The sequence below is a fragment of the Bacillus sp. JJ1773 genome (assembly GCF_036962035.1).
Taxonomy (GTDB): Bacteria; Bacillota; Bacilli; order Bacillales; family Cytobacillaceae; genus Cytobacillus.
The window spans coordinates 23,136-47,141 of sequence record NZ_JBALNX010000040.1 but is presented as its reverse complement, the minus strand read 5'-3'; the positions used below and the strand labels follow the sequence as shown (position 1 = coordinate 47,141).

The following is a 24,006-nucleotide window of genomic DNA, read 5'->3' as shown; positions in this document are numbered from 1 at the left end:
TCGAGTTTGCCTACAGTCTGAACAAAGCGCTTATCACTGTAAGCGCTTTGTTTTTTCATTACCAATTAATCTAGTTTATTTTGTATCTATAAAGTTATTTAGTAACTCAAAAAAATAGCCCCATAACACAACGCCCCTACAATAATAAAAGCAGGTCTAATTTTAAGCTTTTCCAATAGGATAAAGCTTACAGCAATTAGCAATAAAGTGTGAATCCAGCCAGCATCCAAAAAAGAGTTTCGGAAGAACTGGTATGTCATTACTCCAAGAAGAACAGAGATTGTGGGTTTAATCAAGTTGGTCAATGCCTGAACTTTTGGAGATTCTTTATGTTTATACAATATTTGTAGTAGAACAATCATTAATATGAGTGAAGGTGCCACAGTTGCGAATACGCCGACTATGGATCCAAGGATACCTCCTTCCATATAGCCTATGTAGCCGGCCATTTTGGTTGCAATAGGTCCGGGAAGTGCATTTCCAATTGCCAGTACTTCCCCAAACTCATTCACAGTGAGCCATCCGTATTTGTCTACGACCTCATGTTCAACGAGGGGGATTGAAGCAGGTCCCCCTCCATACCCCAAAATTCCGGGGATGAAAAAAGCTAAAAAAATTTGCCAGTAAATCATTAACTAATCCCCCTCTTAGGGAGCTTCTGTTCATGTACGACTCTATCTTTTCTTGTAAGGGAATATACTAATATGCCTGTAATCACAATACCGGGGTGAATGCCTAAATACTGAATAATCACCAAACTAAAAGCAACAAGGCCTATACTTTTCCCCCAGCCCATTTTCTTTTTTGATTTATTGAAAAAGTCCCATGTCAACACAGCTAGCATAACACCGACTACCGGTACTACCGCTCTTGTCATCCCCGCTACCCAAGGTAAGTCTTTAAAGGAAGCTAAGGAAGTGAGTAAAACAACCATTAATAGAATAGTAGGCAAAATCGATGACAGTATAGCATTTAACATGCCTAGCAGACCAGCCACACGATATCCAATATAACCTGCCATTTTAGTATTAATTGGTCCTGGTAAAGTATTTCCCAGTGCAAGAATATCCCCAAATTCCTCATCATTAACCCATTTATAACGCTCAACTACCTCTTTATGAACAAGGGGAATGGAAGAAGGACCACCTCCATATCCAAGCATACCCGACCGGAAAAAAGCTAAAAAGAGATGCCAGTGGTTCATATAATAACACCCTCTTATTTTAAAGTTTTACCATGCTGATACAACACCATCTGTCCTGGATTCACTGCCCCGCATAATATTGCATTTAACAAGTTACCTAAATATTAATCGAATCCCCATCCGTATGCACAGGTGGGGATTATTAGACGCTTATGCAGGAGCGGATGTTTTGCGGATGAAGGGGCATATTGCAGTGGACATCATTAATGCACATCTGCCGTAGCATTGGAGCCGACTATTGTCCACTTTTTTTCTGTTGATCGTAATTATCGTCTGTACTTTTCTCGTATATAAAGGAGCCGGAACAGCCATGGAATCGACTCGAGTTATAGAGCGTTCTTCTGCAGGATCTGGGTTTCAATTGCCATAGGTTTGGACATTTTGCATTTGCTCGCTTCACTACACTTCATGACATGCAACAAAATGCCCTGGTTCCAGTTCTCTCCACTCTGGTTCCACTTCCTTACATTTTGAGGTTGCTAAAGGACAACGGGGTGCAAATACACATCCGTTGGAAGAAGTGGAAAGATCTAAACTATTCTCTTTTTCCACTACCTTTTGTCTTCTCTTATCTAAATTGACACGTGGAATCGCGGATAAAAGAATTTTGGTATATGGATGTTTTGGGTTTTCGTATAATTGTTTTACTGGTGCTAATTCTGCCATATTCCCCCTATACATGACTAGAACACGATCACATATATAGCGAACTACTCCGAGGTCGTGAGAAATGAACATATATGTTAAATTATGTTTCTCTTGCAGATCTTGAAGTAGTTGAATAATTTGCGCTTGAATGGAAACATCTAGTGCGGACACAGGCTCATCACAGACAATAAATTTAGGGTTTAACGCAATGGCTCTTCCAATAACGACACGTTGTCTTTGCCCTCCGCTAAATTCATGGGAATATCTATTTGCATACTCTTCCTTCAATCCTACTTCTTTCAATAATTCTATGACTTTTTCCTGTCTTTCTTTTTTAGAATATTGATGATAAATATCCATTGGTTCTCTTAATGCATTGCCAATTTTTTGTCTTGGATTTAGTGAAGAGAATGGATCCTGAAAAATCATTTGCATATCTTTTCTTAATTTCTTAAATTCTGCGTTTGATTTTTCATGAATGTTTTCCCCATTAAAGAAAACAGCGCCATCTGTTATTTCCTCTAATTGAATGATTGTTCTGCCAAGAGTTGATTTTCCACATCCGGATTCACCAACCACTCCCATTGTTTCCCCTTCAATTATATCCAAAGTTACCCCGTTTACTGCTTTTACATATTCCTTTTCAAAAGATAATGTCTTCTTTTTAACTGGGTAATACTTTTTAACGTTTTTTAATGATACTAATACTTTCTCTTCTTTCGCCATACTGCCACCCTTTCCTATTCATTAAAGGAGGATGTCCATCTTAACCTATATTGCACTAAGTTTAGAAATGGACTTATGAACATCACTTTGATTATCCTTCTCGTATAACCAACAATTTGTATAATGATCTGGACTAAATGTAAAGGAAATAGGATCTTTCTTTTTACATATATCCATCGCATATTTACAACGTGGATGAAACCGACATCCTGGTATTTCATCTGATATATTAGGTAATGTTCCAGGTATTGGTTGGAGTTTAAAATCAGGATTGTCTACATCGGGAACTGATTTTAATAGTCCTTCGGTATAAGGGTGTTTTTGGGATGTAAAAATCTCCTCTACGGTCCCTTCTTCCACGATTTTCCCGGCATACATTATTATGACTCGATCGGCGATTTCGGCAACTACTCCCATATCATGAGTGATCAGCAGCAATCCCATATTATATTGATCTTTCAAATCTTGAATTAAACCTAGGATTTGTGCTTGAATGGTTACATCAAGTGCGGTCGTCGGCTCATCTGCTAACAATAGTGCAGGATTACTAGCTAGCGCCATCGCAATCATTACACGTTGCCTCATACCACCACTTAGTTCATGTGGATACTGTTCTAGTCTTTTTTTGGAAGAAGGTATACCTACTTTGTCTAAAAGTCCTATTGCGCGTTCGTTTGCCTGCTTTTTAGTCATCTTAGTGTGTATCATTAACGACTCTCTAAGTTGAAAACCGATCGTAAACACTGGATTAAGTGCCGTCATCGGTTCTTGAAATATCATCGATATTTCCTTTCCTCTAATTTCTCTCATTTGCTCTTTGGATAATGTGTTCAATTCTTTGCCTTGAAATTTAACTTTTCCTGCAGCTATTTTTCCGTTTTTAGGTAGTAGGCCCAAAATGGATAGAACGGTCATGCTTTTCCCACAGCCCGACTCACCTACGATACAAACTGTTTCTCCGCGGTCAACTTTCAAAGAAATATTGTTTATTGCTGTTACATCGCCTTTAGATGTTGAAAATTTAGTTGTTAAATTTTCTACTTCTAGTAAACTTTGATTCATCTAATCCCTACTTTCTATCGGATGACCTATTGCTTTTCCAGTTTAGTATAAGTTGGAGGAGCTACTGAAAGTCCACAACCCCTCTATAGCTTATTACAGATGCAATGAATCCTTATCTCCTTGAACATATTATTTAACTCAGAATTGACATACTTATTTTGAAAGATACCGTATTTTAATTTTAGGGGAAGCTGTTACAGCCCAATTACTTGTCTAAAAAAACACTAAATTCCTTGGGGAGTTCGTAATGTTCTCATGGGCTGTATCTTTTTTAATAATGAGATTATCTTCAATACGAACGCCTCCAAGGTCAGTAATGTAAATACCTGGCTCAATGGTAATTACCATATTCTCTTGAAGAATATGGTCGGAAGTTGATGAGAAAAATGGATTTTCATGAATAGCTAACCCTAATCCATGACCACCACCATGGCCAAAATATTCTCCATATCCTTTTTCATGAATATAATCTCTAGCCAAAGCATCTACTTCTTTCCCACTCATGCCCACTTTAATATTTTCTTTACTATATGTTAATGCTTCTAATACAATGCCATGGATCTTTTTTAACTCCTCAGGTGGATTCCCGATCGCAATCGTTCTTGTAATATCAGAGTGATACCCTTGGTAGAGCGCACCGAAATCTAAAATAATCATTTCATTATCTTGGATGATTTTGTTACTAGGTCTTCCATGTGGAAGTGCCGAGCGGTATCCTGAAGCAACCGTCATTTGTCGCCCGTCCATGTCTCCGCCTTCTCTTCTTAAAATAAAGTTAAGTTGATTTGCCACTTCAAATTCGCTTAGACCAGGACGAATAAATTCACAAATTTCGACAAACGCTTTTTCTGTTATTTCTGCTGCCTTTTTCAACTTAGCAATTTCTTCTGGTGTTTTAATGGCACGAAATTCACTTAAAAATGCACTTATCGGGACTAATGTTGCATTCACTTTTTCTGATAGCATGATGAATTTTTCATAGTTCAGATCATCTGATTCAATCGCTAGTCTATCAATATTTAATTGATCTATTTTTCGAATGACATTGTTATACATGGCATCTGACTGTTTGTACGTTATAATTTCAAAGCCTTTTACTTGTTCATATGCTTGATTTTCATAACGGAAATCCGTCATAAAAATGGCATCTGTTGTTGTAATAATGACAATTCCCGCAGAACCAGTGAACCCACTAACATAACGTCGATTCAGCGCATTCGTAATCAGTATTGCATCTACATCATTTTCTCTCAGTTTATTTTGTATGGAAGATATTAACGTCATTCCGACACCTGCTTTTAAGATTTATTTTTCAAACTATCTATTTTCAAATCTATTTTTTGGAAATAGATTAAGATTTTTAGATTAGATTAGCAATCTACATGCAAACGAGATTGGGAGTATGTTTTAAAAACTTTTTTCTAATTCATCGACAATTTTTCCAATATGATCAACTGTTTTCTTGAAGTTCTCCATTGTTGTCATGTCTAAACCGACCATTTGAAACAAATCAAAGCCGTTTTTATTACCGCCTTGTTTCAGTACATTCGTCCATTGTTCTCCTAAATAAACTCCTTCTGTTTTAATCCTTTGGGCAATGATAGTTGAAGCAGTAATTCCTACGGAATAGGTAAATGGATAAAGGCCCATGTAATAATGATTTTGTCTCATCCAAGTTAACTTGGCACCTTCATCAATCTCGACCGTATCTCCCCAAAATTCTGATAAAATTGCACCTTTTGTTTCACTGATAAAGGTAGTAGTTAATGGAATATTTTTTTCAGCGGCTTTATATAATCTGCGTAATAGTTCCGCTTCTAAAATATGGGTTACACAATTATGATGGTAACTCATCATTAAATACATGTTTAACCATCGTTGTAATCTTACATCGTCTTTTCTAGTTTCTTTTAAATAATTAACGATTAACTGTTCTACCATGGTAGACGGTGCTTCAGCAAAGTATTGTGACTGGGAAAAGTTAACTGCTGGTTGATGCTTTCCTGATAAAGAATAATGAATCGCATGTCCGAGCTCATGACCTAAAAGGAGCATATCGAACAGATTACCGCCCCAAGGATAAAATGAATATCCGTGCACATTATATGTGCCTCTTCCAAACGGAATCATTCTACAGCCTTTATTATTTGCATGATATATCCATCGATTATTGTATGCTTGTCGCATTTCCTCACGGTACTCTTCCCCAAGTACACTGACCGCTTCTACACTAATTTTTCCAGCTTCTTCAAAGGTAATAGAAGGATCATATTCAGGATCCAATGGTGCTTTAACATCTGAGAATAATAACTTATCTAATCCAAGTTGTTTTTTTCTAAGTTTGGCATATCTTTGAAAATGAGAAGATAATCCTTGCTGGAATGTATCTAAAATCTCTTCAAAAAATTCTGCTTTAACCCCATCAATTGAATAATAATCTTTAGAAGGGGTTGAATGTTGAAGTAGCATATCTATAGCGGATGGATACCCTCGTAATTTCGCTAACGCAACATGTTTATTAATTTCTGTTGCCAACGTTTTGGCTATACCATGTTGATGTTTTACTAATCCATTTTTTAATGAATTGAATGCGTTTCTACGTAATTCTGTATCTGGTGATGTTTCAATTTGTGCCATATACGTATGCAAAGAAATAGGGACTAATTTACCATTTTTATCTTTTACAGATTCGAATGCTAAATCAGAAGAATTGATAATTTTATAAATAAATTCAGCCGCTGTTAGCGTGTCATCTAAAATGATTAGTGCATTTTCTAATTCTTCGGACAAAGAATGATCGCGAATTTCATTAATTCTCTCTAAAAATCGCTGAAATGGCTTCAAATGCTTTTCTTCCTCTATGTACTTATCAATTACATGTTTCGGTATACTTAAAATAGTGTTAACAAAATTGATCTTTACGTCATTTGCTTTATTATCTAGATTATTCGAAATACCCAGCATGTTCTGATTATTCGAATTAGACTCTTCCTCAGAAAATTTATTAAATGCGTAACTAGTCGTACGATTTAGATCTGCTAAAAGTTGATTAAACTCAAGTAAGCTTTTCAATAAATCTTTGGAATTTCTTATAGAGAGAGGACGTGAATTCATTTCCGTTACCCTCTCATCCAACTCCGATAAAGAATGTTTCCATTCTTTATCCGAACTAAAAATATCCGTCAAATCCCAAGTTTCTTCTATCGGGACATTCTCACGGCTTATCTGGCCCATTATTTGATCACTCCATATCTTGTTAAGTTAGATGAGTAGGTAGTTTATGAGATCATTCGTGAATCCTACAACCTTTCAACATTATTTAGATCACAGGAATTTCCATTAAATCTTCACCGTAATATATTTTCCCTTTATATATTTCGCCCATTTCTTGAAGTACTTTTTCCTTTATTCCAGGTTGATCAAATAATGCTTCATTCATATGGGTTAACACGAGACTCTTAACATTCGCATTATTTGCAAGTTGGGCAAGCTCTATATGCCCCATGACGTCTTCATCTTTATCCATCATTCCGTTAATGTAATGACACATGTGGATGAGGACATCACAAGATTGTGCAAATTTTTCTAATCCCCCCTTTGGACCGCTATCCCCGGAATAAACGATTGATTTTCCACCATGTTCTAGACGAAATGCTAAAGGAGTTAAATATGGCTGTTGATGATAACCCTCTGTTACTTTCACTGTCCAGTTTTCTTCGCTAACTATATCGCCTTTTTCTAATTGTTGTAGTTTTGGATTTGGCTTTGCACGGGTACCATCCCCTCCACGTGAAGCATAAACTTGTAAGCTACTTTTGGCGTTTGTTCGAGCGACTAAATCTGGCCCGAAAAGTCCGTCCATCGAAATACAACCGTCGATAATTTGTTGTAACGGTTGTGGTCCATATATGTTCAAATCATCCACCTTACCTGCTCCTTGATCCCAATGCGTAAGCAGTAGTCTAGGTAGATCACCAATATGATCAAAATGATAGTGAGAAAGAAAGACATGCGTTATTTTTGTTATTGGTACACCAAGCTGTAGAAGTCTGTGATAAGCACCAAACCCATGATCGAAGATAATGTAATCATCATCTATTTGTATTAAATATCCAGAAGAAGCCCTGTTTAGTGAAGGGTCCGGAGTTCCTGTACCTAATAACCATAAGCGCATAACTTCCTCCTTTTTCTCTTGAATCATGTAAGATCACTCTCCCTTTTACCGAATTTTAACAATAATCATGTAAATCGTTTGTTCACTTTATCAAAAAATGTGACAGTAAGCGCCGTAAACTTCATAAGGAAAAAGTAAAATATTTCATGACGTTTCTGGGTAATGAAACGAGCCTTGTAAGAAGGGCTCAAGCCTTATTAACGTTTTCGATGCCTACCATCCATATTTGTCAAAGTCTTAATCTCATGTATTGGTAAATATATTTTTACTGTTTATATGCTTCGCTTAAGTTAATTACTCCGTTAGGTAAAACAATGACACCTTCAACAGATTTATTAAGACCAAGTGTATTTTTTGAGTGAAACATTGGCACCATAAAGATATCCTTAATGACTTGTTGATGCGCTGTATTAATTAATGTTTGACGCTTTTCTTCGTCAAGTGTTTGTCTTGCTTGAAAAACTAATTCATCAAAATCCGGGTTACTATATTGACTACGGTTATTCCCGCCAATACCATCACTGTGGAAGAAACCATACATTGTTTCTAACCCAGTCATTGAATTCGAAGTATTAATGACAAACAAATCTTGTTTTCCTTCACCAGTTGCCTCAAGGAATGTTCCCCATTCCATCATTTCAATTTTTGTATTTAACCCAATTTCACTTAACTGAGCTTGAGTAACTTCTGCCATTCTTTTATAAGCCTGACGGTCTGATGTCGTGTATAGTGTAAGCTCATATTGATCATAACCCTTTTCTTCAATAATTTTACGAGCAGCTTCTGGATCATATTCATATTCATTTCCTAAAACAGACTCATCATAGTAAGTTACAGCTGGTCCAAATAATGTAGGGGAATAAAAACCATTTCCGCCTAATTGATTTACAAATGATTTTGCATCAATTCCCATTGCAACAGCTTTACGGAACTCAAAATCGTTCATTGGTTCTTTTTCCATATTAAAAGTAAAGAAGTAAGAACCAGATCCCTCTGTTTGAAATAATTTAGCATTCTTCATACTTTCCACTCGAGATATATTTTCTACTTCAACAGTAGCCACTACATCTGCATCCCCAGTTTCTAGCATGGATAAAGCTGTTGAAGCATTTGGAACGGTAACAAATGTAAGCTTATCTAACTTTGGTTCATCTCCCCAATAATTTTCATTTTTCGTCATTACGACACGGTCTCCACGTGTCCAACTTTCAAATTTAAATGGACCAGTTCCAACAGGTTTTTCCATTAAGTTTTGATTTTGATCTGATTCTGGACTAATAATTGCTAATGTAGACAGCGCAAGAACAGGGAGTACATCGGCATTTGGTTTATTAGTAGTCATTTTCACAGTATATTCATCTACTACCTCGATACCCTCCATAAATTTCAAGTAATGCGCACCAGGAGCAGCAGTATCAGGATCAACTAGTTGTTCAAAAGTGTACTTAACTGCTTCCGCATTAAATAGAGTGCCATCATGGAATTTCACTCCTTCTCTTAATTCAAATATCCAAGTATTATCGTCAGGATTCTCATAAGATGTTGCTAAATGAGGAACAATTTCCCCTGTTTCAGAATCTCTGCGAAATAAGTTTTCATACATATGATTTGTAGTTTGATAGGAGTTAATATCCGAGATCCTGGTAGGTGATAATCCAACAGGATCGGCTTCAATGGCTACTACAATTTCTTGTACAACATCTTCTTGAGCATCTTTTTCTGTATTAACATCTTTTACACTTTCAGTAGAGCTACAACCAATAAGCAAAATAGATAATACTAATAAACAAGTAAATAGTTTCATCTTTGTCAAGGTTGACTTCATTTTTATTATCTCCTTCTTATTTTAAATTTTTTTCATTTTTGGATCTAATGCATCTCTGAGAGCATCGCCCACAATATTAAATGCAAATACTACTAACATAATTGCGACTCCTGGAACGAGTACTAAGTGTGGCGAATTCCACATATGGATCTGACCATCTGCTATCATCGCTCCCCATTCTGGAGTTGGTGGTTGGGCACCAAGGCCTAGGAAACTTAAAGCAGCTGTCGATAAAATTGCTGTTGCCGTTTTCATTGTCCCAGTAACGATGATTGGAGCGGTACAATTTGGTAAAATATGTTTCAAGATAATTCTGAAATCATTCGCACCCATCGACCTTAAGGCAAGAATATATTCTTGTTTTTTAATACTTAAGACATTTCCCCTTATTAGCCTCGCAACAGACGGCATAGTCCAAATACTAATTGCAAATACTACGTTAATTAGATCCGTTCCTAAAATTGAAATAATCAATAATGCTAATAAAATACTCGGAAATGCAAACATTAAATCGATAATACGCATAATAATTCCATCCAGGCGGCTATAATAGCCTGATATTAAACCTAATGCAACACCTCCTATTAGTCCCAATACTGTTGCTCCTACACCAACAAATAAAGAAATGCGGGCACCATAAACTAGGCGACTCCAGACGTCTCTTCCATACTGATCAGTACCTAGCCAATGTCCTTCACTTCCAATTTTTAAATGAGAAGCTGCTAAATTCTGGTGGGTTGGTTCATAGAAAACTATAAAAGGAGCAAATACTGCTAAAATTATTTGGATAGCAATAATACTAATCCCAATAATTGCAAGACGGTTTTTTAATAGATTACCTAATAAATCAATAAAAGCATTCGGGCTTTTTATTTGACTTGATTTTTCAGTCGAAATCTCCCCTGCTGACATCTATTTCATCAACTCCTTTTATTCATACTTGATTCGAGGATCTACCATAGCATATAGTAAGTCGACAATGAGATTCACAACGACAAACAAAGTTGCAATTAGTAAAACTCCACCTTGCACCATTGGCGAATCCCGTTGAGATATCGCATCAATCATTAAACGCCCTAAACCATTAATAGCAAAAACTTGTTCTACGATGATCGTTCCACCTAGTAAAATACCAAAGTTCAAGCCAACCACCGTTAATACAGAGATCATCGCATTTCGAAATGCATGCAACAAAATAACTTTACTTTCTTTCACACCTTTTGCTCTTGCTGTACGAATATAGTCGGCATTTATTACCTCTAGCATTTCTGATCTTGTCATTCTCGCAATCATTGCTGCGGATGCGGTCCCTAAAGTAATACTAGGCAATACCATTTCTTTGAAACCCTGCAATGTGTACCACGGATTACTCATACCAGTTACCGGAAACCACTGTAAGTTAACAGAGAATAGTAATATTAGTACAGTTCCAAACCAAAAGTTAGGAATGGAAACACCAACTAATGCAGTAGTTGTACTAGCATAATCTAACCAAGTGTTTTGTTTTAGTGCTGAAACTATTCCCATGGTAACCCCGATGAAAGTGGCAACAATAATACTTGAAATAGTTAATTTCAAAGTTGTTGGGAATCTACTAAATAGGGCTTGTGCAACATCTTGGCTCGATTGATAAGAGTATCCTAGATCTCCTTGTAAAAGACCTAACATATAATTTCCGTATTGAACTAGTATAGGATCATTCAACCCCATATTTATTCGAATTTGCTCTATCGTTTCTGCTGAAGCTTCGGTACCTGCAATGATCGTAGCAGGATCACCTGGTGTAATATGCATACTTAGAAAGACAATAAATGATATTCCAATAAGTAGAAAAATCATTTGCACCAGTCTTGTTGCAATTAATCGAATCAAAAAAACACCCCTTCCTCACAAAACCCTTTGTTTATAATGTTCCTAATATTTAGATTTTTTAAATCGTATTACAGGTTCATATTCAAGCGGACTTAAATTCCTTTACATTATGTATTTTAAGTAGTTTGTATTCCCTTACATTTAATCTGCTGTAAGCAAGTTGGAATTACTTTATGTTTATATTTTTAGAGATTTATCTCCCTTTACATTCAATGGTTTGTTAAGGGAATTGTCATTCTTTTTTAATCCACTATAAATTTCGAGTGATTTTTCATTCTATTTAATATTTCTCCAAAGCAATAATTCGATGAAATTACGGTATACGATACTCCCCCTTTTCGTTTTTTAATCCAGGTAGGTGCGTAGGAATTTTGTAAGCTATTTAATAACGCTTACATTCACTACTTAAACATTTAATACCTTTATGCTTACTTCACATATAAACATGCAATTAACATGCCAAAATTTTTTTCTAATTTCGCTTTCTTCGAAGTTGCAAATCGAAATAAGCGATAAAATAGAAAATTCTACAAAATTACACAATATGAAAAAATAAACTTTGGAAATTAAATTGAGAATAATAATGATAAAAATGCATTTATGTAAATTTTTTTTTACAAATACTGAATAAAGCGTAAAAATATTTAAAAAATTAATTTAGAATAGAATGTAAAAATATTTTAAATGTGATTTTATAAAGTATAAATTTTTAAACATTTGATACTTTAAAATAGAAACATAATTTTCTTCTGACTAAATTTCGACTAGTGGTATCGTGGCAGAAACTTGCTGGGTCAGAGCTTGACTAGTAGAACTTTGCTTAAGATTGTAGCGTAACAAATAACCAATTAATTTTAGTTTTCGTAAAAATACCAACAATACAGAGCTGATGCTTATTTATTCCACACGGGCAAAAGTCCTGCTTAGAAGAGTATATCTGGCCTTCACCTTGTGGATACGAAGGACGATGAAGGAATATAGGGATGAGATCCCCATGAAAGGGGCAGAGAAAGCGACCATATGCAATGTGGAGAAAACACGCACGGTTATACCACCTTTTACCTTGATAAAACAATCTTGTCATTAGGATGGGTTCCCATATGTTTAAATATTGAGAACTCATGATCTCTCATTTAATTACTCAAAAATTCTTTAACAGGATGTTTAAGTATTATTGAGGAAACAAGGGCTTTTGGAAGTTTAATATAGGGAAGTGACGAAAGAGATAAAAAATAAAATAGTAACTTTTAAGCTGGTCCTTTTGAAGTACTTGTTAATTTTGTTAATACTGTAGGTGTTATGGGGAAAGGGATTACCCTTAATTCAAGCAAGCTTTTCCTGAAGTTTTTATAGCTTACCAACAAGCATATTGAGTCCTATTTCTGGTATATTTCTTGCATGTTATTTCTATTAAAAATCAAAAGGAGTTTATGTCAAATGAACAAAAGTGATGTGGTGGATAATTTCCATGGTACAGAAGTAACAGATCCTTTTAGGTGGTTAGAGAATGCTGATTCAGTAGAAACAAAGAAGTGGACGGAAGAGCAACATCAAAATACAGAAGATTACTTAAATAGCTTCCCAGACCGGAAGTATATTAAACAGAGTATTACGAATAGGCTAAATTATGAAAAATACTCACTTCCACAATTAATTGGAGATTATTACTATTTTCACAAAAATAGTAGTCTACATAATCAACCGATTTTTTACCGTACAAAAAATTTGCATGATACGGAGCTCGAAATTGTATTTAACCCTAACTTGTTAAGCGAAGAAGGAATAGTTGCATTAACGAATGTAACATTTAGTAAAGACGGTAAATGGATGGCTTATGCCCTGTCCCGAAATGGAAGTGATGGCAGAGAAATTAAAGTGAAAAATCTCGAGACTTGTGAAGATTATCCTGACTCTTTGAAGCTAAGAAGGCATTCATCTATCGCATGGGTTGAAAAGAATAATGGGTTTTATTATAGTAATTACCCGATCTTGAACGGACCAGCAAACGAAGAGGCAAGTTACCATAATAGGGTTTTTTGGCATCAGATTGGAACTTCCCAAGAAGAAGATGTGCTTATTTTTGAAGATCCTGAACAGAAAGAACTTGCTTATGAACCGTTCATTTCCAATAATAACGAGTATTTATTGTTAAGAGCTCATAATGGTCCACAACCTGTAAGTAGAATTTATTTTACTGAATTAGAAAAACCTAATTCGTTTTCTCGGCTTTTTGAAGACGATAAAGCAAATTATACTTTTATTTGTAATGAGGGAGATCTGTTTTATTATTTAACAAGTGAAGGCGCTTTAAATGGAAGGGTCGTTGCCATTAATTTTAAACGGCCTCAAAAAGATAATTGGATTGAGATTATTCCTGAACAAGAAGAAACAATGGTTTCTGTAACAAAATTGCATGATTATTTCATTGTGTCTTCCATGCATAATGTCAATGGAAAATTAAGCTTATACACGATGGATGGTGCTTTCCATAAGGAAGTCCCTCTCCCAGATCATGTTACCGTTACTGGGGTAGGTGCTACAAAAACTAAAGAAGAAATTTTAGTAGCTTATACTTCCTTTTTCCAACCTACACAAATTATGAAATATCAGATAAATAAAAATGAGTTATCTGCTATATTTACAGTCGAAGCTCCTAGGATCAATAAATCCGAATATGAAACAAAACAAGTTTCATATCCTTCAAAAGATGGGACCATCATACCCATGTATTTAATTCATAAAAAAAACATAGCATTAAAAGGCAATAATCCCGTACTCCTTTCTGTATATGGAGGATATAAAATTAGTAAAACGCCGACATTTTCCCCAGAAATTATGACATGGTTAGATGCTGGTGGAGTTTACGCTCTAGCTAACATTCGTGGAGGTGGAGAATTTGGTCAAAAATGGCATGAAGATGCTATATTGGAAAAGAAACAAAACACCTTTGATGATGCTATATTTGCTGTAGAATGGTTAATAGAAAACAACTATACGAATTCTAAGAAAATAGCAATTATGGGGAGAAGTAATGGTGGGTTAGTTGTTGGCGCTTGTATTATCCAACGTCCAGATTTATTTGGAGCAGCATTATGTTTAGTGCCGGTTACTGATATGCTTCGCTTTCATAAGTTTACGTTTGGAAGATATTGGTTAAATGAATTTGGCAATGCTGAATTAACTGCAGACCATTTTAAATTTATATATCCATATTCTCCTTTGCATAATGTAAAAAAAGGTACAGCTTATCCACCAACATTTGTTACAACAGCAGACTGTGATGACCGTGTTGTCCCTATACATGCAAAAAAATTTACAGCTACTTTACAAGAAGTACAATCAGGGCCGAATCCCATCCTATATAAAGAGCAAAAAAATGCTGGGCATGGAGAAGGAAAGCCTACATTAAAAATAATTGAGGAACAAACCGACTTACTGACTTTTTTGTTTAAGGAATTAGATGTGGAACTCCCTAGAAATGAGAATTCATAATCATTTGTATTCTTTCGTTTTTGGGACATTTCTAATGAATGGTGACGTTGCACGAAACTTGTAGACTCAAATCACAACTTGCTGGGTTGCTCAATAAATTGCTGAGTTGGACCGTAACGTCCCCCGGAGACTTCGAACGCCCGACTGCTGTCAAGCAAGAACTTGCGGAGTTAAAAGGGTGTGGATAGAATTAGCAAAATTTGTCCCGTGGGACTTACTGAGTAAGATCGGAATTTTATTCTTGTACTCGATGAAATTGACAAAAAATACTAGGGAGATCCAGAAAGTCAGTGAAGACTGATTTTCTGTGATATCCCTTTTCTTTTCCCGAATTTAACAGTAAAAAAGCAAAAGCTCTCCTGTAATAGCAATATACCTCCTTATAAGACTTTGTAATTTTCTTAATAAATTGCTGCTGAAATAATTCCAGAGTCTGTTTGATAGCTAGCTAGCGGGTAAGCAGGAATCTCTTCATCCAACGGTTTGGATTAACCTTTTCTACTTCACCTGTGGCTAAGCCGTAAAGTAAAGCCTTTAATCCAAGAAAATTTTGTTTGACTAAATGCCCGTTTGATTTTTGTCCTAGATTTCCAATTCTTGATTTCCTTTCGTTTCAAAGAGGATGGCTAGATTGCTGTGATTAGTTGCATTGATATTGTCGTAGTTTAAGCCCATCATAATAGCAGTAACAATTTCTCCTTTGATGTCGATCCTGTATCTCTTATCACCACTACCTATTTGATAACGATCAATATGCATATACCCGGAATCTTTTAATACATAGTATACATAGACGTTCATTTGGCGTGTAAGGTCATTATAAAGCCTTCTTGATTACCGGGTAACTACGATAAAAGACATCAATAATCTTTTTTACCTCTTGATCCTGACAAAATTCATTGCAGTTCAATGGTTTGCTGGCAATAAAAAGAACAAGTCCCCCAGTTCGGTAACACTTTACCAGACTAGGGGACTTGCCAAAAAAAAATAAAATATCATGTTTTCATTTTGTATCTTCTATTTCAAAGGACTCAGTAATTTCAATGCTATTTTTCACAGATTGAACCATGGAACAATTTTTCATAGCGACGATTAAAGCTTTTTCTATCTTTGTCTCATTCAACTCTACTCCTAAAATCACAAAATGGAGGTGAATCTTTTCTATTCGATTAGCTGCCTTTTCATTTCTTTCTACATCCGCTTGAATAATAATATCTTGATAGGAAATTCGCATTCTTTCTAAAACTTTTCGTAAAGTTCCTCCGCTACAAACGGCAATAGATGAAACAAGAAGTTGATATGGGCGAAATCCATATTGGTCATTACCAGAACATTAAGTTCTCCGTAGGCACATTCCGTTACAAATCCATTTTCAGTCATATGAAAGTTCATCAAGGATACTCCTTTAAAATTATTTATATTGGTAGAAAAAACATCTAAACCCTTTTCTTGTACTCTATCTTAATTAATTATTCATAACATTACAAATTTTTAGGTGAATCGCTTGCCTCCCACCATATTAAAGTTAGCCGTGCAAGTGCTCACACACCACTACCGCATCAATAATACCCAACCAAAGTTTTCCTTTACTGAATCTATTTTTAATGAGGATAAGAAAATAATATTAAGGTATATTACTATAACTTAGCATTTCTTTCACTGTGAACCTCATAACCACACCACCTAATTTTAAAAAGAAGAACTTGCTACACGCAAGTTCTTCCATAAACTCAAATTAAACTACTTTTAGTGACTTTATGAGATTAATCCTTAAAATCTAGTGCTATTCTAGTATCTTCCCTTCCGTTTCCGGAATGAACAGTATGGTAATCATTGTCACCACAACAAACGCCTCTATGAATGAAACGGTTGCCCCAAATGTCCATCCCATACCAATGACGAAACCGATTATCGATGGGGCAAAAGTATTTGCCCAGCGCTGTGATGCTGCTCCAAAGCTGTAGCCAGCACCGCGGACATTTGTCGGATAAACTTCGCCAAACCATGTATTCCACACAGCCCATGCCCCTTGATTAAAGAATGAAAGAAGAAAGTTAAATGCATATAGCTCAACCATATTGGATGAAAAGGCGAATAAGAAACCACTGATGGCTGCACCAGTTACAAATAGGAACAATATCTTTTTTCTGCCAAACCTAGCAGTAAGATGGGAAGCAGCCATATAACCTGGTATCTGCATAATGGAAGTTAATGCAAGAAAACCTAAGCTTTGTGACATAGATAACCCTTTTTCCATTAACAATGTCGGAATCCATGTATACAATCCCCAATATCCAAATGCAAGCGTAAAGTTTACAATTGTTTGCAATGACGTTAACTTTAGCCATTTCCCTCTAAAAATCTCAAAATAGTTGGCTTGTTTTACATTTAAAACTTCTAAATTCGTATTTTGATCTAGATTGATTTGATCCTTACTTAAAAATTTAATGACCGCTTTCGCTTCCTCCTGGCGCCCTTTACCAGCCAGCCAGTATGGAGATTCAGGGATTTTCAGCAGCATAAATGCCCATAATCCACCTAAAGAACTGATAAATAGGACAACTCTCCAGCCACCAAGAGCACCTTCAACCTCCATAAATAAAACCGTAACTCCTACAGCAATAAGGACTCCGATTGGCCAACCTGCTGATAAATAACCGCCATATTTTCCTCGTTGTTTCACAGGAAGCATTTCCTCAAAATAAGGGAAAATACAAACTAGCATTCCTGCCAATGCTAAGCCTGCTAATAGCCTGCCTGCATACAGCATTTCAAAGTTAACAGAAAACACACTGATTAAAGAAAATAAAGTGTAAAGCAATAAACTATACATCATTGTTTTTTTACGGCCAATCTTATCGGAAATGAATCCCCAAATATAAGCCCCGGGAATCATTCCTAAAAAGATAGCTCCAATGATTGAACCTGTTTGTACTGCTGTTAAGCTAAATTCAGCTGCAATCTCCCCACTAAGAAAGATAATAATCATCATTTCCCACGCTTCAACTACAAAGGCAAAGAATAGAACCATCCCTACAAAAGCATGTCGGCTGTTAAATGGCATGTCTTTAAATAGTTCGCCTACCTGCACCACTGATTCAGCTTTTTTTCTTAATGCACCATTTACCATGGTAAAAACCCCCAATTATAACTGAATTTTCAGTAATTTATCTTCGTTTTTTGCCCTTCTTTTTACTGACAGCAATCCTTAAAATAGCCCCCATTGGAAAACTTCTTTCTCTGGTGGAGACTGATAACCTACTAATTTACTATGGCTCCAATTAAACTTTTGCTTAATTTCAACTAAGAATTCTGCATATTTTAGCGGTGCCAAACTTGCATCAATAACAGGAACACCTATTTCTTTTTGAACCTCATTATAAAATCCAAATTCCATTGTGCAGCCTAGGATTATGACATCTGCACCATCTTTATCTACCGCCTCTTTTGCAGCTTGTTTTATGCGGCTAGATGTTTCATGATGGTCTTTTTGAAAATCATGGACACCTAAATCAATTGATTTGAATGAGGCTAATTTGTCTGCAAATCCATATTTGTGGACATTTTCTTTCATCTCTGGAATCCATTTTCTTCTCCCAACTACGATAGAAACACTTTCACCTAATGTTGTCGCAATATGCAAGCTGGCCTCTGCTGGTGCTGTGACTACCATTTTCTTTGAAACTTCCCTAGCAGCCCTTAAGATTGGATCATAAAAACAGCCAATTATCGCAGCATCATATCCGTCCTCTTCAGCTTTTTTAATTAATTTTAGTAATTCTGGCATAATCATTACTTCATAACAGTTATATTCAAGATGAATGGGACCATTTGCAGGAACTAAAGATACAACATCAACTATTGTGTCAGGCTGTTTTACTTTTTGGAATTCCTCTGCAAAAGTTTGATTAAATAAATCTGTAGTAATTGGATTGATCCATAGAATTCTTTTACTCACGTTAATTCCTCTCTTCTATTCAAAGTTATTATGAATATCATTCTGGATGAATTAATTATCGTGTGTATTGGACCTGGTGAAATGTTAATTTTTTTGCAGAACTATGAAAGGAGCCCTCCTTAAGGAGGTTATCTAGGTAAGATCATTAGCGTTATGTGAGCTAAATTCATATATTGAGGGGGCGCTTGTCAATTAATTTAATAGACTTGCACTCATCCTAAGCAATAATAGCCGCCCCCATGTCTTTCTATTATTCTTTAACTAATACCCATACAATTTCACAAGGTTCTTGTGCTGTATTAAGACACCAGTGTTCTTCACCTGCTGGAATAAAGGTTGCTTCACCCGCTTGAATCTGAAAGGATTCCCCGCCACTTTCACCCTTTAGGCTTCCTTTTACAATAAATGAATATTCATTTCCTTCATGGCAAGACAATCCTTCGACTGGAACACGTTCCCCTGGTGCAATACTTACTTTTCCAAACTGGATATCTGCATGTTTTCTTTCATCATGAAAAAAGGTATCCATGATCGTTTTAGTAGCATCAAAACTTTTTGTCTCTTGAACAACTTTCATTTCTTTCCCTCCTATTCTAACTGCGAATGCTTAATTCTTTATATTCTCCTGTTTGTAAATCTACTTCTACTCCAAAGACCTCTCGTGCCTGCTCTGGCGTAATGTATTCACTTTTTACATCTTTAGCAACAAGATGGGCTGGACGTTCAAGAGGATTTCCATAGCCCCCTCCTGTACCAGTCATTAATTTAACGACATCACCCTTATTCAATGGATAACGGGCATATACTCCAAATGGTCCTTCAATTTCCCCAGTTGCCTTTTCAATATAGAACTCATTATTGGACCCATCCATGCCTCCATTCGCACCCCAAGGTTTTGTTTGATTTCTTCCGTAAGTAATAGTAGCAGATTGACCATCTGTTAAAGCTCTGTACGAACGAATAACTCCAGAACCGCCAACTGCCTTCCCGGATCCTGCTCCATCTGTTCTCAAACTATATTCATCTATTAAAACTCCATAACGAGTTTCAGCTACTTCAACAGGAACATTGTATGTCTCACCATCAGCCACACAGAACTGTCCAGCAGCACCATCTTGTCCTTCTGCTGCACCCCAACCGCCGACTGAAGGTTCCACAATTAAAAACGGTTCATTCGTATCTTGATGTAATCCTGTCAGTGTTACGGAACATACAGATAAATGATGACCTGCTGCAAGTCTTTCCGGTAAATGTGGAGCCATCGCCTTCCAGATTAAATCTAAGCTGCCTAAAAGTGTTTCAAAGTAATTAGAAACAGGAGCTGGCCGCTCTGCTGACATAATAGATTTCCGGTCTACCAATACTTTTAATGGTCTGAATACCCCATCATTGACATCTTGTGATGGATTCGTCATCGCAAGAAAAATAACTCGTACCGCTGACACAAGACCAGTATATGAACAATTCACAGTTCCAGGCACTTGCGGATGGCTGCCGCGGAAATCGCAAATAAACTCGTCATCAGTAATCGTTACCTTAACTTTAATAGGAAACGGTCCATTACCAATTCCGTCTGTTTCAATTACATCTTCAGCTTCAAAGGTACCTTTTGGCAATTTAGCAAGTTCTTTTCTAGCCAATTGTTCCCCATGATCGAGTAAATAATCGATTGAAGCTTGGATAATATCCCGTCCATGCTTATCACATAATTCCCTTACCCTCTTATCACCTGTTTTCAATGCTGCAACCTGTGCCCACATATCTCCAAGAGAAAGTTCAGGAAAGCGAACATTTGCCTCTAATACATCGACAAGTCCTTGGTTAACAATGCCTTCACTAAATAGTTTCACACATGGAAACTGGAGTCCCTCTTGAAAAATTTCCGTTGCATCATTAGTGAATGAGCCTGGATCTTTCCCACCCACTTCCGTCCAGTGAGCTTTATTTGCTGAAAATGCGATCAATTCACCTTCGTGAAAGATTGGCATGACTAATCCAACATCCGATAAATGAGATCCGCCGCCGCCATATGGATCATTGATGATGATAATATCTCCAGGTTTTAGGTTGCCGTCTTTACCAAATTTCTCGATTGTTTGTTTGACCATAAAGGTTAACATTCCAATAAATCCGGTTACGCCATTCCCCTGGGTCAAAAGCTGTCCTTTAGAATCTGTTAACCCACTTGCGTAGTCAAGAACTTCATAAATAATAGGGCTCATTGAAGTGCGTGCAAGTGCATAAAACATTTCATCCCCTGTAGCAAGTAAGGAATCTTTTACAATTTCTAAAGTAAATGGATCTACCTTCACATTTGTCTTTACCATAATTACTCAACCCCCGTAGTAATGATTAGATTCCCATAACCATCTACAAAAAGATTTTGCCCTTCATAAATAACCGTAACGGCTGACTTCTCTTCAATAATAGCAGGCCCTTGTATCACTTCATTTGTTGGCAAACTACTACGATCATATACTTTTGTATTTATCCAGCCTCTTTCCTCAAAATAGACTGGTCTAATCTCTTTAAGTGCCTCTTCAATATTGCCTTCCTTTTCATTCTGTTGTAATTCTGGCTTTGTAACTTTTCCAAAGGCCGTTACGTGAAGACTTACTATTTCTGTTTGTGCATTCAACAATTTAAAGGTAAAGTTTTTCTCATGCAATTCATGGAACTTGTCTACTATTTCATGAATATCTTCATTAGTCCATTCACCGCCAGGCACTGGAACTTTCACAGTATGTTCTTGTCCCACATAACGCATATCAGCAAATCTAGTAAACATCACTCTCTGTTTTTCAACGCCTTCTTCTTCAAATTGCAGGAATGCATTACTTTCAATCGTGTGCCATTCATTTGCTATTTCTTTTAAATCAATAGCATTGATTCGTTTTATATATGTTTTAATATAGTCATGTCGGAGGTCTGTCATCAGCATACCCCAAGCTGAAAATACAGGAGATGCTAATGGAATAACCACCTTTTTTACCCCTAGTTCTTTTGCAAGGGCAGGAGCATGCATAGATCCTCCTCCTCCAAAAGCGACTAATGTAAATTCTCTAGGGTTATGCCCTTTTCTGATCGAAATTAACTTCAATGCATTTAGCATATTAGAGTTAGCAATACGGATGATGCCAAGTGCAGCTTCTTCTGGACTAATATCAAAATGGTTGGCAACATTTTCTTCAATGGCTTGTTTTACCCTTGAAATATCTACCTTATAGTCAAAGTTTTTAGCTGAAAGTCTTCCTGTAAATAGATTTGCATCTGTAGTTGTAGGTTTAGTACCTCCCTGTCCATACGCAACTGGTCCTGGCAATGCTCCGGCTGACTGTGGTCCTACCTTTAAAGAACCTGCATCATCAATCCACGCAATAGATCCTCCACCGTTTCCAATTTCAACAATATCAACTACAGGCGCTTTTATTGGATACCCTGCACTCCTAGAATTACGATCAATATAGTAGTCAGTTGTTACTTTTACTTCACCATCTTCAATTAATGAACATTTTGCTGTTGTTCCGCCTATATCAAAGGCAATAATATTTTTTTCGCCAATCAGTTCTCCTAGAACCGCTGCTCCAAAAATTCCAGCGACTGGACCAGATTCAACCATGTTAATTGGAAGTTTTTTTGCTTGATCAAATGTTGTCGTTCCCCCATTTGACTGCATAATATAGTTCCTGCTATTCGTTTGATTTTCCTCAAGTTTATTCTGGAGACGCTCTATATAACTAGAAGCTATCGGCTGAACATAAGCATTCAGAATGGTTGTATTTGTTCTCTCATATTCGCGCCATTCTTTTGTTGTTTCGTGGGAAGCCGTTACAGCGATTTCTGGCCAAAGCTCTTTAATTAGTTCTACAGTTTTCTGCTCATGAATTGGGTTTACGTATGAATGCAAATATGCTACTGCAATTGCTTCTACTTCTTCCCTTTTGAAATATTCAATAATTTCCTTTACTTGATCACTATTAAGGGGTGTTAGTATTTCACCTTTATAATTGAGTCTTTCTTCTACTTCCTTCCTTAAAGCTCTCTCTACAAAAGGTTCAGGCTTTTTATAACGCACATTAAATAAATCAGGTCTGTTTCCGCGGGCAATTTCCAGTACATCTCTAAAGCCCTTAGTTGTAATGAGACCTGTTTTTACTCCTTTTTTCTCAGTAAGCGCATTAATAATAACAGTTGTACCATGAATAAAGGTTGTAATGGCTTCTTGGTCTACTTCACTTTTTGAAATGACATCGATTACACCTTGTTCAAAATTCGGAGGTGTTGTGTGGCTTTTTGCAACTCCAAACCTTCCTTGTTCATCTACATATACTAAATCAGTAAAAGTACCGCCAATATCAGTTGCAACTCTCATTTTTCCCCATCCTTTCCACAAGTCAAAATCTTCAAAAAATTACAGGCGTCAAAACACTATATAATACAGTTTCTTGATTCAGCGGATTTTCCCACTGATGCGGTTTCTCAGATGGAAAGTGAATAGATTCTCCTGCATTTAAAAGGTATTCCTTTTCACCTACTCTGAAAATAACCGTCCCTTCTAACACGTAGTGGATCTCCTCGCCGTGATGGCTAAATACCTCACTGTCTTTATAATTCGGCGCTAGGGTTACTCTTAAAGCCTCAAGTTGTCTGCCTGGAATTTCTCCACTTAACCTTACATATTTGGAAGAAGAACCTTCCATTTTAAAAGTTTTTTGATCAGCTTTTTTGACTGCATAGTTTTGTCCATGCTGATCCTCAAAAAAATAAGTCATATTTACTTCAAATGCATCTGCAATTTTTTTAAGCGAAGTGATAGCTAACGAGGATGTCCCCCTTTCCACCTGAGAAAGAAATCCTACAGAAAGTCCAGTTTTTTCACTTAACTCTTTCAATGTAGCACTATTTTTTAATCTAAGATCTTTAACCTTTGCACTAATTTCGTCCATCTAGGTGATCCTTTCTTCACACACTTTTTATAGTTAAACTATAATTTTAAGGTTTTACCTTATTTTTTATAGTGTTACTATAATATTTTTCATAATATC

At 36.3% G+C, this 24,006-nt stretch carries 18 protein-coding genes and 1 pseudogene; 1 reads left to right on the top strand and 18 read right to left on the bottom strand.

Annotated features, from left to right (window positions below):
* Window positions 1-98: 98 nt before the first annotated feature.
* The 10 genes from V7127_RS10945 to nikB form a co-directional block, all read right to left on the bottom strand.
* Window positions 99-632: a chromate transporter gene (locus V7127_RS10945; protein ID WP_335485865.1), complete on the bottom strand. Its 534-nt coding sequence runs from the start codon at window positions 630-632 to the stop codon at window positions 99-101.
* Window positions 632-1,204 (bottom strand): chromate transporter, encoded by a 573-nt coding sequence (locus tag V7127_RS10940; RefSeq protein ID WP_335485862.1) that lies wholly within the window; start codon window positions 1,202-1,204, stop codon window positions 632-634. The genes V7127_RS10945 and V7127_RS10940 overlap by 1 nt, the downstream gene beginning before the upstream one ends.
* Before the next feature lie 399 nt (window positions 1,205-1,603).
* Window positions 1,604-2,578, bottom strand: coding sequence for an ABC transporter ATP-binding protein (locus tag V7127_RS10935; protein ID WP_335485859.1), 975 nt, complete (start codon window positions 2,576-2,578; stop codon window positions 1,604-1,606).
* A 45-nt stretch (window positions 2,579-2,623) separates the two neighbouring features.
* Window positions 2,624-3,640 (bottom strand): ABC transporter ATP-binding protein, encoded by a 1,017-nt coding sequence (locus V7127_RS10930; protein WP_335485855.1) that lies wholly within the window; start codon window positions 3,638-3,640, stop codon window positions 2,624-2,626.
* Between the two features lie 213 nt (window positions 3,641-3,853).
* Window positions 3,854-4,924 (bottom strand): M24 family metallopeptidase, encoded by a 1,071-nt coding sequence (locus V7127_RS10925; protein ID WP_335485852.1) that lies wholly within the window; start codon window positions 4,922-4,924, stop codon window positions 3,854-3,856.
* 123 nt (window positions 4,925-5,047) lie between these two features.
* Window positions 5,048-6,874, bottom strand: coding sequence for a M3 family metallopeptidase (locus V7127_RS10920; RefSeq protein WP_335485849.1), 1,827 nt, complete (start codon window positions 6,872-6,874; stop codon window positions 5,048-5,050).
* Between the two features lie 85 nt (window positions 6,875-6,959).
* The gene (locus V7127_RS10915; protein ID WP_335485846.1) at window positions 6,960-7,841 is read right to left on the bottom strand and encodes an MBL fold metallo-hydrolase; all 882 of its coding nucleotides are present in this window, start codon (window positions 7,839-7,841) and stop codon (window positions 6,960-6,962) included.
* Between the two features lie 238 nt (window positions 7,842-8,079).
* Complete coding sequence (locus tag V7127_RS10910; protein ID WP_335485843.1) at window positions 8,080-9,639, bottom strand: ABC transporter substrate-binding protein; 1,560 nt, start codon at window positions 9,637-9,639, stop codon at window positions 8,080-8,082.
* Window positions 9,640-9,660: 21 nt separating this feature from the next.
* A complete protein-coding gene (locus V7127_RS10905) occupies window positions 9,661-10,551 on the bottom strand; it encodes an ABC transporter permease (protein WP_335485839.1) in 891 nt (296 codons plus the stop codon).
* An 18-nt stretch (window positions 10,552-10,569) separates the two neighbouring features.
* On the bottom strand, window positions 10,570-11,511 hold the full coding sequence (gene nikB, locus V7127_RS10900; protein WP_335485835.1) for a nickel ABC transporter permease: 942 nt from the start codon (window positions 11,509-11,511) through the stop codon (window positions 10,570-10,572).
* Between the two features lie 1,398 nt (window positions 11,512-12,909).
* On the opposite strand from nikB, the gene V7127_RS10895 reads away from it, so the two are divergent.
* Window positions 12,910-15,003 (top strand): prolyl oligopeptidase family serine peptidase, encoded by a 2,094-nt coding sequence (locus V7127_RS10895; protein ID WP_335485832.1) that lies wholly within the window; start codon window positions 12,910-12,912, stop codon window positions 15,001-15,003.
* Window positions 15,004-15,585: 582 nt separating this feature from the next.
* On the opposite strand, the gene V7127_RS10890 is transcribed toward V7127_RS10895, so the two are convergent.
* From V7127_RS10890 to V7127_RS10855, 8 genes and pseudogenes are all read right to left on the bottom strand, one after another.
* The gene (locus V7127_RS10890; protein ID WP_335485829.1) at window positions 15,586-15,804 is read right to left on the bottom strand and encodes a hypothetical protein; all 219 of its coding nucleotides are present in this window, start codon (window positions 15,802-15,804) and stop codon (window positions 15,586-15,588) included.
* A gap of 202 nt (window positions 15,805-16,006) precedes the next feature.
* A pseudogene (locus V7127_RS10885) lies at window positions 16,007-16,395 on the bottom strand (OsmC family protein).
* 391 nt (window positions 16,396-16,786) lie between these two features.
* Window positions 16,787-18,133: an MFS transporter gene (locus V7127_RS10880; RefSeq protein WP_335345088.1), complete on the bottom strand. Its 1,347-nt coding sequence runs from the start codon at window positions 18,131-18,133 to the stop codon at window positions 16,787-16,789.
* Between the two features lie 78 nt (window positions 18,134-18,211).
* A complete protein-coding gene (locus tag V7127_RS10875; RefSeq protein WP_335345087.1) occupies window positions 18,212-18,961 on the bottom strand; it encodes an aspartate/glutamate racemase family protein in 750 nt (249 codons plus the stop codon).
* Window positions 18,962-19,211: 250 nt separating this feature from the next.
* Entirely contained in the window at window positions 19,212-19,538 is a 327-nt protein-coding gene (locus V7127_RS10870) for a cupin domain-containing protein (RefSeq protein WP_335345086.1), read from the bottom strand.
* Window positions 19,539-19,554: 16 nt separating this feature from the next.
* Window positions 19,555-21,288 (bottom strand): hydantoinase B/oxoprolinase family protein, encoded by a 1,734-nt coding sequence (locus V7127_RS10865; protein ID WP_335345085.1) that lies wholly within the window; start codon window positions 21,286-21,288, stop codon window positions 19,555-19,557.
* Between the two features lie 2 nt (window positions 21,289-21,290).
* Window positions 21,291-23,333, bottom strand: coding sequence for a hydantoinase/oxoprolinase family protein (locus tag V7127_RS10860; protein ID WP_335485824.1), 2,043 nt, complete (start codon window positions 23,331-23,333; stop codon window positions 21,291-21,293).
* Between the two features lie 31 nt (window positions 23,334-23,364).
* Window positions 23,365-23,907, bottom strand: a complete 543-nt coding sequence (locus tag V7127_RS10855) for a helix-turn-helix domain-containing protein (protein WP_335345083.1) — start codon at window positions 23,905-23,907, stop codon at window positions 23,365-23,367.
* Window positions 23,908-24,006 lie beyond the last annotated feature (99 nt).

What these genes read in the sequence shown, in the direction of transcription:
- V7127_RS10920 (WP_335485849.1), bottom strand. Translation starts at nt 6,874, where the DNA reads ATGGGCCAGATAAGCCGTGAGAATGTCCCGATAGAAGAAACTTGGGAT.
- V7127_RS10905 (WP_335485839.1), bottom strand. Translation starts at nt 10,551, where the DNA reads ATGTCAGCAGGGGAGATTTCGACTGAAAAATCAAGTCAAATAAAAAGC.
- V7127_RS10910 (WP_335485843.1), bottom strand. Translation starts at nt 9,639, where the DNA reads ATGAAGTCAACCTTGACAAAGATGAAACTATTTACTTGTTTATTAGTA.
- V7127_RS10925 (WP_335485852.1), bottom strand. Translation starts at nt 4,924, where the DNA reads ATGACGTTAATATCTTCCATACAAAATAAACTGAGAGAAAATGATGTA.
- V7127_RS10855 (WP_335345083.1), bottom strand. Translation starts at nt 23,907, where the DNA reads ATGGACGAAATTAGTGCAAAGGTTAAAGATCTTAGATTAAAAAATAGT.
- V7127_RS10940 (WP_335485862.1), bottom strand. Translation starts at nt 1,204, where the DNA reads ATGAACCACTGGCATCTCTTTTTAGCTTTTTTCCGGTCGGGTATGCTT.
- V7127_RS10860 (WP_335485824.1), bottom strand. Translation starts at nt 23,333, where the DNA reads ATGAGAGTTGCAACTGATATTGGCGGTACTTTTACTGATTTAGTATAT.
- V7127_RS10880 (WP_335345088.1), bottom strand. Translation starts at nt 18,133, where the DNA reads ATGGTAAATGGTGCATTAAGAAAAAAAGCTGAATCAGTGGTGCAGGTA.
- V7127_RS10935 (WP_335485859.1), bottom strand. Translation starts at nt 2,578, where the DNA reads ATGGCGAAAGAAGAGAAAGTATTAGTATCATTAAAAAACGTTAAAAAG.
- V7127_RS10895 (WP_335485832.1), top strand. Translation starts at nt 12,910, where the DNA reads ATGTTATTTCTATTAAAAATCAAAAGGAGTTTATGTCAAATGAACAAA.
- V7127_RS10870 (WP_335345086.1), bottom strand. Translation starts at nt 19,538, where the DNA reads ATGAAAGTTGTTCAAGAGACAAAAAGTTTTGATGCTACTAAAACGATC.
- V7127_RS10865 (WP_335345085.1), bottom strand. Translation starts at nt 21,288, where the DNA reads ATGGTAAAGACAAATGTGAAGGTAGATCCATTTACTTTAGAAATTGTA.
- V7127_RS10945 (WP_335485865.1), bottom strand. Translation starts at nt 632, where the DNA reads ATGATTTACTGGCAAATTTTTTTAGCTTTTTTCATCCCCGGAATTTTG.
- V7127_RS10915 (WP_335485846.1), bottom strand. Translation starts at nt 7,841, where the DNA reads ATGATTCAAGAGAAAAAGGAGGAAGTTATGCGCTTATGGTTATTAGGT.
- V7127_RS10930 (WP_335485855.1), bottom strand. Translation starts at nt 3,640, where the DNA reads ATGAATCAAAGTTTACTAGAAGTAGAAAATTTAACAACTAAATTTTCA.
- V7127_RS10890 (WP_335485829.1), bottom strand. Translation starts at nt 15,804, where the DNA reads ATGAACGTCTATGTATACTATGTATTAAAAGATTCCGGGTATATGCAT.